We start from the raw sequence: 12,955 nt of genomic DNA, 5'->3' as shown, positions 1-12,955 counted from the left end.
GGGAATGTTCGTGATTGAGGGACGAGCTATGGGGTCCATGGGAGCAAATTGTTACCTGTATGCTTGTATGGAAAGCAAGAAGGCAGTAATCATTGACCCAGGAGCGGATGGAAAAAGGATATACCGCTGGGTTCTGGAGAAGGGTCTCAAGGTTGATTACATTCTGTTGACCCACGGGCATGTGGACCACATCGGTGCTGTGGATGAGCTCAGAGAGCTATTAGGGGAGGTTTCAGTAGGAATTCATGCGGGTGATGCTGGAATGCTCACGGATGGAAAACAGAATCTTTCTAGTTATTTCGGACCTGGTCTTGTTCTTAAAAAGGCGGACTTTCTGCTTCAAGACGGACAAGAACTCGCTATTGGCAAAGAAGTCTTAAAAGTGATTTCGACGCCAGGACACTCTCCGGGGGGAGTTTGCTTTTTGTGTTCTGAGGGTCTGTTTAGCGGAGATACTCTTTTTGCCGGATCGATTGGCAGAACTGACTTTCCAGGGGGATCGATGGAACAACTCCTTGATGGAGTTAAGAAAAAATTGCTAATCCTTCCGGAAGAGACTCGGGTTTTCCCTGGGCATGGTGAAGAGACCAGCATCGGAGAAGAAAAGCGGGATAATCCTTTTTTACTATGAAAGTCTACTGTGAAACTATGGAAGAACGTCAAAACTTAAAATAGTTGACAACTGTTGATTATCTTTGATAATATAACAGCTAAACATTAAATCATATGCAAACTACTCACGATGCTTTTAGAAAAATTCCGCGTTACTCTTTCTCCAGGGAGGGCTAGCAAGACTGGAACTAGCCTGTAAGACACTCGGTAGGACGCTCTAAAAAGGAGTATGCTTGTAACGGGTGGTCTCGTTAACGACTGAAAAGTGGGCGGAAAGATTCCGTCAATTAGGGTGGCACCACGAGAAGTTCTCGTCCCTTGCGCAAAGCAAGGAACGAGAACTTTTTTTATCAGTCAGGATGTAAATTTTTCCGAAGTCATAAGGCAAGGCTAGCAAGTTTCTGATGAGTAAACGATACTAGATTAAGGAGGAATCAAATTATGGCAATTCAGCGTCCTAAAGGGACTCAGGATTTGTTGCCAGGTGCGGTCGAACAATGGCAATATCTCGAAGATACAATTCGCTCTGTTTGCCGCGAATATGGATACGAAGAGATTCGCACCCCGATGTTTGAAGCAACAGAACTTTTTCAACGAGGGGTTGGACAAACGACCGATATCGTCCAGAAAGAAATGTATACCTTCTTAGACAAAGGGGATCGTTCAATGACCCTTCGTCCAGAAGGGACGGCTTCCGTTTGCCGTGCTTATGTAGAGAACAAGCTTCACGGCCAACCTCAACCCGTTAAGCTTTACTATATGGGCCCTATGTTTCGATATGAACGCCCGCAAAGCGGACGCTTTCGTCAGTTTCATCAATTTGGAGTTGAAGTGTTAGGGGCAGATCAACCGCTGGTTGATGCAGAAGTGATTAGTTTAGTTTGGAATTTATATCAACGTCTTGGACTAACCCAGCTTGAAGTCCATGTTAATTCAGTGGGCTGTCCGGTTTGCCGGGCTAAACACCGTGAACAACTTCAGGAATTTCTAGCCTCGCGACGTAACGAACTTTGTAAGGATTGCCAGGAGCGTTTTGAACGTAACCCCTTGCGTATCCTGGACTGCAAGAATCTGTCCTGTCAAGCGGTTACTTCGGGAGCCCCGACAACTCATGATACCCTTTGCCAGGACTGCAGCACGCATTTTGAAAGGGTTCTTGCCTTATTGGACGTAGCAGGAGTGGTATATCGAGTCAATCCGCGCTTGGTGCGAGGCCTCGATTATTACACAAAGACAGCTTTTGAAGTGATGGTGGAGGAAATTGGAGCCCAAAGCGCCATCTGTGGAGGGGGGCGCTATGATGGGTTGGTTGAAGAAATTGGTGGACCGCCAACCCCAGGTATCGGATTCGCCATGGGAATCGAGCGCGTCTTAACAGCACTTCAAGTTCAACACAAACTTCCAGAAGAAAAAACTGGGCTGTTCGCTATGCTAATCGCCCTGGGTGAGAAGGCGCAGAACGAAGGTTTTTCACTCCTAGGTGCCTTAAGAGCACAGGGTATGCCAGTAAACATGGATTTGCAGGGCCGAAATTTGAAAGCCCAACTCAAAGCAGCAAATCGCCAGAGTGCCCGCTATGCGCTGATTCTCGGGGAAGAAGAGTTAGAGAGAAACATGCTCCTCATTCGGGATTTAACGCTAGGGGAACAAAGCGAGGTTCCGTTGGTTAAGGCGGTCGAGGAATTAAACAAGAAGTATCAGAGAGGTGTTTAGCATGACAATATTTTCAGAACGGGTTCAAAATGGAGCGTTAGGGCTAGGAAAAGTTGGACAAGTTGTCCGTCTGGTAGGATGGGTTCAGCGCCGTCGTGACCACGGAGGCTTGATTTTTGTCGATCTGCGGGATCGCTCCGGTATGGTTCAAGTCGTCTTTGACCCAGAGAAGATGGGGGATGGGTTTGCTCAGGCGGAAAGTCTTCGTTCCGAATTCGTAGTCTCCATTCAAGGTCTTGTAATCGCACGGCCGGAGGGGATGATTAATCCCAACTTAACAACGGGAGAAATTGAGGTCGTTGCCAATTCGTTTGATATATTGAACGGAGCAAAAACTCCTCCTTACTATCTTGTTGATCAAGTGGATGTCGATGAAACGGTGCGGTTAAAATATCGTTATCTGGATTTGCGCCGCCCTGAAATGCAGGCTGTGTTTAAAATTCGACATCAAGTCATGCAAATTATGCGCAATTTCTTTGATAGTCAGGGCTTCTTGGAAATTGAAACCCCGATACTTACGAAATCCACCCCGGAAGGGGCTCGGGACTATCTTGTGCCGAGTCGGGTTCGTCCAGGAGAATTTTATGCCTTACCTCAGTCCCCCCAAATCTATAAGCAACTCCTTATGGTGGGGGGTATGGAGAAGTATTTTCAAATCGCTCGTTGTTTCCGGGATGAGGATCTGAGAGCAGATCGTCAACCGGAATTTACCCAGCTTGATGTTGAGATGTCCTTCGTCGAGGTAGAAGATATCCTTCCTATGATGGAGCAGTTAATGGTGAGGATTTTTGGGGAAACGATTGGGAAAACTATAGCCGTGCCCTTTCCTCGTCTAACCTATAAGGAAGCCATGGAACGTTACGGATCCGATAAACCCGATACACGCTTCGGGATGGAACTTGTCGATGTAGGTGACATTGTGGGCAAAGCGGGATTCAAAGTGTTTGCTAATGCGATAGCGAGTGGCGGGAGCGTGAAATGCATCTGCGCCAAGGGGTGTTCTAGCCTGCCGCGTCGCGAGATTGATGACTTAGGAAAGTTCGTCAGCACTTATCGAGCCAAGGGCTTAGCCTGGATTGTGCTGGCTGAGGAAGGGATCAAATCACCAATTGCTAAGTTCTTTACAGAAGAGGAAATGAAGGTTTTAATTGAGCGCATGGCTGCTGAGACAGGGGATATCTTGTTCTTCGTCGCTGACGCATACCCGATCGTCTGTGATGCGCTGGGGCATCTCCGGTTGGAATTGGGTAAACGATTAGGACTGATTCCGGAAGATGCACTAAATTTCTTATGGGTTACGGAATTCCCACTCTTGGAATATGATGAGGAACAACAACGCCACATCGCTATTCACCATCCTTTCACGGCACCGATGGATGAAGATCTGCACCTTCTAGAGACGGAACCACTTCAAGTTCGGGCTAAAGCGTATGATATGGTACTTAATGGCACCGAGCTTGGAGGGGGGAGTATTCGGATCCATCGTCGTGGGGTTCAAGAACGACTGTTCAGCTTGCTAGGGATGTCCGAGGAAGAGGCGGTAGCAAAGTTCGGATTTCTCCTCGAAGCTTTTGAATACGGGACCCCGCCTCATGGGGGAGTTGCTTTTGGGCTTGACCGAATGATTATGCTTTTAGCTGGAAAGGATAATATTCGAGACGTGATTGCGTTTCCGAAAACGCAAAGTGCCTCAGATTTAATGGCTCAAGCTCCCTCGACCGTGGCGGATAAACAATTAAAGGAATTGCATATTAAGGCGGATCTTGAGATGCCTAATATTTGAGTCATTTTATTTTAAGAACCATTTGACAGAGAAGAAGGCATTGGCTATAATAACATTATAGCTACCCCCTTAGGGTATCGGAGGAATATATGAAATGATGAATTCGACCCCTTATTCGGAATCCAAAGAGGACCTTATCCGCAGACTGAAAAAAATCGAAGGTCAAGTCAAAGGTATTCAACGCATGGTTGACAGTGATAAGTATTGTGTAGACGTGTTGATTCAAGTGGCTGCCGTCCGTGCTGCGATTAACAAAGTTGGTACCATTGTCTTTGAACATCATTCTCGAGGATGTATGCGAAACGCGGTTGAAAGCAATGATCACGAAGCTGCGATCGAAGAGCTTATTGGGGTGCTTACCAAATTCATTAAGTAAATCAAGTTTAATTAATTAAGGAGGAATTTATAATGGCAGGTGCAAATGTAAAAACCTTTACTACTGAGAACTTTGAGTCCGATGTTCTGAAGTCTGAGCAAGCAGTTTTAGTGGATTTTTGGGCTCCTTGGTGTAGTCCATGCCGCATGGTTGCCCCTATTGTAGAGGAACTAGCTGACGAGTATGTCGGTCGAATCGCGATCGGGAAGGTCAATGTGGATGAGAATGGTCCAGTAGCTAGCCAATATGGGGTCATGAGTATTCCGACACTCGGTATTTTCAAAGGGGGCAAGATGGTGGATAAAATCGTTGGCTTCCGTGGAAAACCGGATCTTGTCAAAATGCTTAACGCGCAACTCTAATTGATCAAATAAGAAAGCGATGCCCAAAGAAACGTGGGCATCGCTTTTCTTGGTACCAATTAGAAAGTATCAATTGCGGGTGATATCAGTGCAACTAGGGCTTGGCGCTAGCTAAGTTTTCTTTATCGAAGTGGAAGTTTTTTTAAAGCAAGAAGTAAAGGGGAGAAGGATTGTGGAAATGAAAAAGCTTGATTTTCGCAGCGACACTGTGACGATGCCGACTCCAGAGATGCGTGAAGCAATGTATAGGGCTGAGGTAGGAGATGATGTAGTCGGAGAAGATCCGACCATCCAGAATCTAGAACATTTAGCCGCTGAAAAAGTAGGCAAAGAGGCAGCTCTTTTCGTGACGAGTGGGACGCAAGGAAACTTAGTGGCTGTTTTAACCCATACAAAACGTGGGGATGAGGTGCTGATGGAATCGGAAGCACACATTTATTATTATGAAGTCGGGGGCATGGCGGCCTTAGCTGGCGTGATTCCTCGTCTCATTCCGGGAAATGCCGGAGTAATAACTCCAGATGCTCTGCGTAAAGCGTTGCGAGGAGAAAACATTCATTTTCCAAATCCCACGCTACTTTGTATTGAAAACTCTCATAATCGGGCAGGGGGAACAATTTGGACCCCTGAGCAGATAAATGATGTTGCCGTAGCCGCCCGAGAACGGGGGCTTCATGTCCATATGGATGGCGCCCGCTTGTTTAATGCAGCAATTGCTCAGAATTGTCATGTTTCCGAGCTTGCGGCTCCAGTTGATTCAGTGATGTTCTGTCTCTCCAAAGGATTGGGGGCACCGGTAGGGTCGATTCTCGCCGGAAGTACAGAATTCATTAAACGAGCCAGAAAGTGGCGCAAAATGATCGGTGGAGGGATGCGTCAAGCAGGGATTTTGGCCGCAGCGGGCATTGTTTCCTTGAAGAGCATGACTGAGAGATTGTCAGATGACCATACCTTAGCGTTAGAGATTGGGCGGGCGCTTTCTAGTATTCAGCATTTAACGGTTGCTTTGGACCGCTTAAAGACAAACATCGTTCTAGCTGAAGTCGACCCGGCTTGGGGGACGGCCGAAAAACTCGTTAAGGCCTTGGCTACCGAAGAGATTTTGGCCTCGGATTTTGGGCCTCAGACCGTACGCTTTGTCACCCATAAGGATGTTGGGAAAGTAGATGCCGATAAGCTAGTAGATGCTTTAAAACGCTTGATGAATTAATCTAACGTTCTTTATTAGATCCTTTGGGATTCTGAAGGAATTCTTGTCCCATTTCTGAAGGGACATAAAAGGTTTCTCCTTGAATTTCTGGGGGGAGATAGGCTTGGGCAACCCAGTGGTTGGGGTAGGAGTGAGGGTAGAGATAGTTTTGCCCGTGCCCTAATTTATCAGCGTCAGAGTAGTGCTTGTCTTTTAGATGGGCGGGCACTTCTCCAGTCGGATGTTTTCTTACATAAGCCAAGGCGCGGTCGATGCTTGCGACGGCGCTATTACTTTTTGGAGCGGTAGAGATGGCCAAAACTGCTTGGGCTAACGGGATTCGTGCCTCAGGGAGTCCAAGCCATTCGAGCGCATTGGCGGCGGCATGGGCCTGAAGCATGACCGTTGGATCAGCGAGGCCGACGTCTTCAGATGCGTGGACAATGATCCTGCGCATGATGAAACGTGGGTCTTCTCCAGCTTCTAGTAAAACGGCTAGCCAGTAGAGTGCGGCGTCTGGGTCTGAGCCACGCATACTTTTGATAAATGCGGAAATGATGTCATAATGATTGTCGCCTGCTTTATCGAATTTAATAGCCCTTTGTTGAATGGATTCTTCGGCTATATCGAGGGAAATATGACGAACTCCGTTTTCCGGTTGGGTAGTCAGAACGGCTAGCTCTAAGGCATTTAGGGCGCGTCGTAAATCCCCGTTGGCATAATTTATCCAGTGCTCCCAGGCAGCGGAGTTAATATCGACTTGAAAACGACCTAGGCCACGTTCTACGTCCTTCAAGGCGTGTTCAAGACCAAGACGGATTTCTGGTGGGGTGAGAAGTTCGAGTCGAAAAAGCGTGGAGCGGCTAAGGAGCGCAGAGTTAAGTTCAAAGAAGGGATTCTCCGTTGTGGCTCCAATAAAGGTAATGGTTCCGTCCTCAACAGCTGGGAGAAGGGCATCTTGTTGACCTTTATTAAAGCGGTGGACTTCATCACAGAAAACTAAAGTGCGCTTTCCATAAAGATGCAGATCATCAGCAGCCTGTGTAATGATTTCACGAAGATCTTTGACGCCTGAGGTGACGGCATTGATGCGGACGAAGCGTGAGGTAGTTTTGGCCGCGATAACTTGCGCAAGGCTTGTTTTGCCAGTTCCAGGTGGGCCGTAGAGGATTAATGAAGAAACTCGGTCTGCCTCGATGGCCCTTCGTAGGAGTTTCCCTGGTCCAAGGATATGATTTTGACCGATATAGTCATCGAGCGTTCTTGGGCGCATGCGCTCTGCGAGGGGAGCGACTTGATGTTGATCAAAGGTTGCGGAAAAAAGATCCATAGTTGGTGCTCCTTCCTCTGGGCTTGATTAGAAAAAAACTTTAGTAAATTAGTTGGGTATACTCTTGACAAATCCCGAGTGTTTTTATAAGATATGAATGAAAGATCTTCAAAGAGTTCAAAGAGGATTTATCTCTTGGAAAAGAGGTGAGAGTGTTGAAACTCTCGACCAAAGGTCGGTATGGCGTCAAGGCTATGTTTGACTTAGCTCAACATATGGGCGAAGGCCCAATTTCATTGAAAAGCATTGCGGAGAGACAGGATATTTCTGAGCATTATCTAGAGCAGCTTATTTCTGGCTTGCGTAAAGCGGGACTCGTTAAGAGTGTTCGCGGGGCGCAGGGGGGCTATCTGTTGGGTAAAGAGCCAGATAAAATAAAAGTTGGGGATATTATTCGCGTGTTGGAAGGGCCGATTGCGCCGACTGATTGTGTATCTGAGGAGGACCCGGAATGTTGCTCTAAGGCAGAATTTTGTCCTACTAGGATAATTTGGGAGAAAGTCAGAGACTCCATCGCAGATGTTCTCGATTCCATTACACTCGAAACGATGCTTGAAGATGCCAAAAAGCGCGAAGCGGATAGAAGTTTATACATGTACTATATTTAACCCTTTGATTTCCAAAGAAATTATATGTCGGGAGGGAGCCCCATGAAGCGTATTTATTTAGATCATAGTGCTACGACTCCGGTTGATCCAGAAGTGGCTACGTTGATGATGACGTATTATACCGAAAAATATGGAAACCCGTCAAGTGTTCATAGCTTTGGTAGAGAGGCTAAACAAGCCTTGGAGCAGGCTCGCAGCCAAGTGGCAGAGTTAATTGGAGCCACACCTTCAGAAGTGACGTTTACCAGCGGTGGAACTGAGGCGGATAATCTAGCTATTCTTGGCACAGCAGAAGCGCTTCGCAAAAAGGGAAAGCATATTATTACATCTTGTATCGAGCATCACGCGGTATTAGAAACCTGTGAATACCTAGAAAAGAATGGGTTTGACTTAACGATTATCCCCGTCGATGAAGTAGGAATTCTCTCGGTTGAAGATGTGCGCAAGGCTATTCGACCAGATACCATATTGATTAGTGTGATGCATGCAAATAATGAGGTGGGATCGATTCAGCCGATTGCTGAAATTGGTAAATTGGCCAGGGAACACGGTATTACGTTTCATGTCGATGCTGTTCAGTCCCTCGGGAAGATCCCCATTAACGTTCAAGAAATGAATATAGACTTGTTAACAGTGTCGAGTCACAAAATTTACGGACCAAAAGGGGTAGGAGCACTGTATATTCGCAAAGGGGTACGGGTTATGCCTTTGGTTCACGGAGGAGGCCAAGAGAAGAAACGTCGTTCGGGAACAGAGAATACGCCTGGAATTATCGGATTTGGCAAAGCCTGTGAACTAGCAGGGCAAAGAATGGCTGAAGACGCTGAGCACCAGGAGAAATTACGCGACAAGCTGATGAACGGAATCTTAGGGAGTATTGATTACGTTAAAGTTAACGGACCTCTTGGGGAAAATCGCTTACCGAATAACGTTAACGTAAGTATACAGTATGTTGAAGGGGAATCGTTGCTTCTTTCGCTTGACATGCTGGGGATTGCCGCTTCAAGTGGCTCGGCCTGTACATCGGGCTCTCTCGACCCGTCTCACGTATTACTTGCTATGGGTCTTATCCACGAGATTGCCCACGGATCCCTTCGCTTTTCCTTAGGTCGTCAGAACACGGAAGAAGAGATTGATTATGTTCTTGAACAATTGCCGAAAATCGTAGAACGTTTGCGCATGATGTCGCCGCTTTATGATCAGGTTCTTAGGCAACAGAAACAAGCACAATAAGGAGTGAAGAAAAATGTATACAGAAAAAGTAATGGATCATTTTACGAATCCACGAAATGTCGGTGAAATTGAAAATGCTAATGGAGTCGGCGAAGTCGGTAACGCAAAATGTGGAGATATTATGCGTATTTATTTAGACATTGACGGAGACATTATTAAAGACGTGAAGTTTAAAACTTTTGGCTGCGGTGCGGCGGTCGCCACGAGCAGTATGGTCACGGAAATGGTTAAAGGAAAAACCATTGATGAAGCTTTGGTCATCTCTAATGCTGCTGTGGCAGAGGCCTTAGGGGGACTTCCACCAGCAAAAATGCACTGTTCGAATTTGGCTGCGGATGCACTTCATGCAGCGATTAAAGATTATCATGATAAACAGCAGAAAAAGGACTAGATGAAGTATGGGTCTAACAACGAAACCAAAAGTAGTTGTAGGTATGAGCGGCGGTGTGGATAGTTCCATGGCCGCCGCTTTGCTCAAAGAAGAAGGCTACGATGTCATTGGGGTTACCCTGCAGATTTGGGAATCGACAGGCCCTGAGGTGGAAGGGGGCTGCTGCTCTAACTCGGCCATTGATGATGCCAGGCGGGTTGCCTTTTTGTTGGGAATTCCTCATTATATCCTGAACTTTCGTTCGTATTTTGAGAAGACGGTGGTGGATTATTTCACACAGTCTTATTTGGCTGGAGAGACACCAAATCCATGTTTAGCCTGTAACAGGCATGTTAAGTTTGGCGAGATGCTCCGAAAAGCTCGGGGACTGGGGGCAGATTACATTGCAACCGGTCATTATGCACAAGTGTTACGGGATCCGGATAGTGAACGGTTTCTCTTAAGTAAAAGTGCAGATGCGCGCAAAGATCAGACCTACGCGCTCTACATGTTGACACAGGAACAGCTGGCCCATACTCTTTTTCCTTTGGCAGAGTATACAAAAGATCAAGTTCGAAACATGGCCCGAGAACGGGGCTTAGGGGTAGCCAATAAACCAGACAGTCAGGAGATCTGTTTTGTTCCTAACGATGATTATGCTTCTTTTGTCCAAGAAAGGTCAATTGACTTAATTAAACCAGGAAATTTTGTGGACCTTTCAGGGAAGAGTTTAGGTAGGCATCAAGGTATCATTCACTACACTGTAGGGCAGCGTAAGGGCCTCGGGGTTACATTTGGCAAACCAATGTTTGTAGTGGGTCTAAATCCTGTCAGCAATGAGGTTGTTCTAGGAGAAGACCTGGATATTTATACTGATACGCTCTGGGCCGACGATCTAAACTGGATATCCTTTTCGGATTTGAAAGAACCTCTGAAAGTTGAAGCAAAAATTCGGTATAACTCAGCAGGTGCTTCCGCAACGATATACCCCGGAGGAATCGAGGCAGACTATGGAGTCATGGTGCGTTTCGATGAACCGCAACGTGCGGTGACCCCGGGGCAAGCCGTCGTCTTTTATCAAGGCAACTTAGTAGTTGGTGGAGGAAGAATAATTTCCGATCCTCGAGGCCGACGTTAAGTCGGCGCATGCATAAATTGTAGAGCTACGGGGCAAAGTAGTTATAGAATTCTTTTAGCGAGGTGGAGGAACTAATGCGACGCACGCGAGAGATTATTGGACTACCTGTTTTGGACCTGAAAAATGGGGACTCAGTTGGGTGGGTACAAGACCTTATTCTTGACAATGACAAAGATGAGGTTGTTGGAATTCTCTTAGAGGGCGGGCACTTCTTCCAATCGACAAAAGGAATTCCTCGAAAAGCTATTGAAACGGTTGGTAAGGATGCCTTAGTCGTTCGTGAAAAAATGGTAGAAGAACTTAAGGGGACAAGATGGTCTGACAAGGTGGGGAATGAAGTTTATACCCAAGGTGGAGAAGCAAGAGGTACGATCGAAGATGTTTTTCTCGATGATTCCATAGAAAAAATGGTAGGATTCGAGGTTTCTGACGGACTCTTTGCTGACCTTCTTCACGGCCGGGGAACTATTATGAGGCCCCATGTCATGATCGATGGAAAAGATGTATTAATCGTTGATAACCAAGTATCCCCCTTGGATCAAGCAAATGAAGGGGGGGTACGATCATGAACTGTCCAGTTTGTTCAGGACGTGCAATTGGTAAAGTAGGAGTGGAGCAATTTTATTGCTGGGATTGCTGTGTTGAATTTACGACACAAACTGACAAAGTGGTTATTTACGATCTGGCAGAAGATGGTTCTCTAGTGGCTTGGGATGACCCAACTGTGGATACTGGAATTTCTGGCGCTGCTTTGGAATAATTCACAATTTATTTAAAGAGGCAAAGTCAACCTTTTGGATGCAACAGGGCACTAGATACTAGACTAGGGGTCAATGTAAGATATGAAACGATCTTGAATCATTAAAAGAAAAGCGCGCCCTTCGGCCCGCTTTTCTTTTGTACCAATCGGAAAGTATAAATTTCTGGTGGGTCCCTTCTCGCCATCACGGCACCTTGCCATCCTTGGCGGTGCACTAGCCTCGAACGTTCTGTTCGAGTCCTTGGCCGGCGCATAAGTGCAACTAGACAGCCGCCTTCGTCGAGGCTTGGCGCTAGCCAAGTTTTCTTTATAACTCATCGGACTTAACAGGGTGTTAGATGCAAGTTGAAGAACCGTCCCCGCTTCTTGCGTTTCTTGCATTTCTTGCATTTAAGGGAGGATAAGATGAACTTTAGGAAATGGAAATGGATTTTCACCGGAGCTTGTCTACTGTTGGGACTGTTACTCCTTTTCAAAGTGAGAGCGATTTTGGGTCCGTTCCTCTTGGCCTTTGTACTTGCCTATTTGTTGAACCCTTTAGTTGAAGGGTTGGAATGGTTGCGGATTAGTAGAAATAAGTCAATCGCGATTGTGTTCATCTTGATTGTTGTTGTTTTGGCGACCACCGTTCTTCTCATTCTCCCGATTATCTATAATGAGCTTAGTAAATTAGCGGTGATTTTACCAAATACGATTCAGTCGATCACAGAAAGGATCGATGGGTTTCGTGAACAGTTTAAAGCGACGGGTTTACCCAGTCGTGTGGCACTTGTATTAGATCAACATTTGGGTCAGGGAGAACTAATTATTGCTGATCGCCTTAATTCGTTTTTGACAAATTTGCCTAGTGCGCTGTCTACGGTTACACTTTACATATTATCCCCTGTGATTGCCATCTATTTTCTCGCAGATTGGAAAGTCCTTGGAGAAGGCTTTTTTCGAATAATTCCTCAACGTTGGAGAATGGAATGGCGAAGGCTTTGGCAAGACATTAATCATGTGATTCGGCAATTTGTACGAGGAAATCTAGTTGTCGCTGTGATTGTAGGGATACTGATAGGGATTGGTGTTAAACTTGTGGGGATGGAGTATGCCTTGTTAATTGGTTTGATCTGTGGGATTTTTGACCTTATTCCGTACTTCGGGCCTGTGCTCGGGGCAGTGCCTTCTGTTTTGTTAGCCTTAACGAAGTCCCCAGTTATGGCCTTTAAAGTTGCTTTGATCATTTTATTGGTGCAACAACTCGAGGGAAACATCATCTCCCCTAAGCTCATGGGTGAAAGCGTGGGGCTTCATCCACTCTGGGTCGTTTTTTCCCTTTTAGCTTGTGGAGAACTTGCTGGATTTTGGGGAATGTTCTTGGCAGTCCCCTTAGCGGCAGTGATCCGAGTCGTTTTTAATCATATTTATTTTAGGTTGGTTTCGACTAAGGTCTAATGTTGTTGACAAATAAGACATCCCCTGTATATACTTTAGAAACG

Annotated in this window: 14 protein-coding genes; 13 read left to right on the top strand and 1 reads right to left on the bottom strand. The window is 46.2% G+C overall.

All coding sequences use genetic code 11. From position 1 onward, the window contains the following. The first annotated feature begins 10 nt into the window (after positions 1-10). The 6 genes from DSOL_RS09105 to ltaE all read left to right on the top strand — a co-directional run bounded on the left by DSOL_RS09105 (position 11) and on the right by ltaE (position 6,056). Complete coding sequence (locus tag DSOL_RS09105; protein ID WP_075364552.1) at positions 11-631, top strand: MBL fold metallo-hydrolase; 621 nt, start codon at positions 11-13, stop codon at positions 629-631. 422 nt (positions 632-1,053) lie between these two features. Next, complete coding sequence (gene hisS, locus DSOL_RS09100; protein ID WP_075364551.1) at positions 1,054-2,325, top strand: histidine--tRNA ligase; 1,272 nt, start codon at positions 1,054-1,056, stop codon at positions 2,323-2,325. Between the two features lies 1 nt (position 2,326). After that, positions 2,327-4,108, top strand: a complete 1,782-nt coding sequence (gene aspS / locus DSOL_RS09095) for an aspartate--tRNA ligase (RefSeq protein WP_075364550.1) — start codon at positions 2,327-2,329, stop codon at positions 4,106-4,108. A 94-nt stretch (positions 4,109-4,202) separates the two neighbouring features. Next, a complete protein-coding gene (locus DSOL_RS09090; protein WP_075364549.1) occupies positions 4,203-4,484 on the top strand; it encodes a metal-sensitive transcriptional regulator in 282 nt (93 codons plus the stop codon). A 32-nt stretch (positions 4,485-4,516) separates the two neighbouring features. Beyond that, on the top strand, positions 4,517-4,846 hold the full coding sequence (trxA, locus tag DSOL_RS09085; RefSeq protein ID WP_075364548.1) for a thioredoxin: 330 nt from the start codon (positions 4,517-4,519) through the stop codon (positions 4,844-4,846). 178 nt (positions 4,847-5,024) lie between these two features. Then, a complete protein-coding gene (gene ltaE, locus DSOL_RS09080) occupies positions 5,025-6,056 on the top strand; it encodes a low-specificity L-threonine aldolase (protein ID WP_075364547.1) in 1,032 nt (343 codons plus the stop codon). Between the two features lies 1 nt (position 6,057). Here ltaE and DSOL_RS09075 read toward each other — a convergent pair whose 3' ends face one another. Then, on the bottom strand, positions 6,058-7,365 hold the full coding sequence (locus DSOL_RS09075) for a replication-associated recombination protein A (protein ID WP_075364546.1): 1,308 nt from the start codon (positions 7,363-7,365) through the stop codon (positions 6,058-6,060). 155 nt (positions 7,366-7,520) lie between these two features. Between DSOL_RS09075 and DSOL_RS09070 the strand changes: the two genes are divergently transcribed. The 7 genes from DSOL_RS09070 to DSOL_RS09040 all read left to right on the top strand — a co-directional run bounded on the left by DSOL_RS09070 (position 7,521) and on the right by DSOL_RS09040 (position 12,911). Then, the gene (locus DSOL_RS09070) at positions 7,521-7,973 is read left to right on the top strand and encodes an RrF2 family transcriptional regulator (protein ID WP_075364545.1); all 453 of its coding nucleotides are present in this window, start codon (positions 7,521-7,523) and stop codon (positions 7,971-7,973) included. Positions 7,974-8,015: 42 nt separating this feature from the next. Continuing rightward, the gene (nifS, locus tag DSOL_RS09065; protein WP_075364544.1) at positions 8,016-9,206 is read left to right on the top strand and encodes a cysteine desulfurase NifS; all 1,191 of its coding nucleotides are present in this window, start codon (positions 8,016-8,018) and stop codon (positions 9,204-9,206) included. A gap of 13 nt (positions 9,207-9,219) precedes the next feature. Then, on the top strand, positions 9,220-9,597 hold the full coding sequence (nifU, locus tag DSOL_RS09060) for a Fe-S cluster assembly scaffold protein NifU (RefSeq protein ID WP_075364543.1): 378 nt from the start codon (positions 9,220-9,222) through the stop codon (positions 9,595-9,597). A gap of 7 nt (positions 9,598-9,604) precedes the next feature. Next, positions 9,605-10,714 carry a tRNA 2-thiouridine(34) synthase MnmA gene (mnmA, locus tag DSOL_RS09055; protein ID WP_075364542.1) on the top strand — a complete coding sequence of 370 codons (1,110 nt, stop codon included), beginning with the start codon at positions 9,605-9,607 and terminating at the stop codon, positions 10,712-10,714. A 74-nt stretch (positions 10,715-10,788) separates the two neighbouring features. Further along, on the top strand, positions 10,789-11,283 hold the full coding sequence (locus DSOL_RS09050) for a PRC-barrel domain-containing protein (RefSeq protein ID WP_075364541.1): 495 nt from the start codon (positions 10,789-10,791) through the stop codon (positions 11,281-11,283). Continuing rightward, positions 11,280-11,474, top strand: a complete 195-nt coding sequence (locus tag DSOL_RS09045; RefSeq protein WP_075364540.1) for a hypothetical protein — start codon at positions 11,280-11,282, stop codon at positions 11,472-11,474. Before DSOL_RS09050 ends, DSOL_RS09045 begins: the two co-directional genes overlap by 4 nt. 405 nt (positions 11,475-11,879) lie before the next feature. Further along, positions 11,880-12,911 (top strand): AI-2E family transporter, encoded by a 1,032-nt coding sequence (locus DSOL_RS09040; RefSeq protein WP_075364539.1) that lies wholly within the window; start codon positions 11,880-11,882, stop codon positions 12,909-12,911. The last annotated feature ends 44 nt before the right edge of the window (positions 12,912-12,955 follow it).

The organism is Desulfosporosinus metallidurans, assembly GCF_001936615.1.
Lineage (GTDB): Bacteria > Bacillota > Desulfitobacteriia > Desulfitobacteriales > Desulfitobacteriaceae > Desulfosporosinus > Desulfosporosinus metallidurans.
Note: the sequence above shows the minus strand (reverse complement) of the source record. Positions and strands in the feature narration are given on the sequence as shown.

Bases quoted from the DNA above. Each gene is read 5' to 3' on its own strand.
- hisS (WP_075364551.1), top strand. From the start codon at position 1,054: ATGGCAATTCAGCGTCCTAAAGGGACTCAGGATTTGTTGCCAGGTGCG.
- DSOL_RS09090 (WP_075364549.1), top strand. From the start codon at position 4,203: ATGATGAATTCGACCCCTTATTCGGAATCCAAAGAGGACCTTATCCGC.
- mnmA (WP_075364542.1), top strand. From the start codon at position 9,605: ATGGGTCTAACAACGAAACCAAAAGTAGTTGTAGGTATGAGCGGCGGT.
- DSOL_RS09075 (WP_075364546.1), bottom strand. From the start codon at position 7,365: ATGGATCTTTTTTCCGCAACCTTTGATCAACATCAAGTCGCTCCCCTC.
- aspS (WP_075364550.1), top strand. From the start codon at position 2,327: ATGACAATATTTTCAGAACGGGTTCAAAATGGAGCGTTAGGGCTAGGA.
- DSOL_RS09045 (WP_075364540.1), top strand. From the start codon at position 11,280: ATGAACTGTCCAGTTTGTTCAGGACGTGCAATTGGTAAAGTAGGAGTG.
- nifS (WP_075364544.1), top strand. From the start codon at position 8,016: ATGAAGCGTATTTATTTAGATCATAGTGCTACGACTCCGGTTGATCCA.
- nifU (WP_075364543.1), top strand. From the start codon at position 9,220: ATGTATACAGAAAAAGTAATGGATCATTTTACGAATCCACGAAATGTC.
- trxA (WP_075364548.1), top strand. From the start codon at position 4,517: ATGGCAGGTGCAAATGTAAAAACCTTTACTACTGAGAACTTTGAGTCC.
- ltaE (WP_075364547.1), top strand. From the start codon at position 5,025: ATGAAAAAGCTTGATTTTCGCAGCGACACTGTGACGATGCCGACTCCA.
- DSOL_RS09050 (WP_075364541.1), top strand. From the start codon at position 10,789: ATGCGACGCACGCGAGAGATTATTGGACTACCTGTTTTGGACCTGAAA.
- DSOL_RS09040 (WP_075364539.1), top strand. From the start codon at position 11,880: ATGAACTTTAGGAAATGGAAATGGATTTTCACCGGAGCTTGTCTACTG.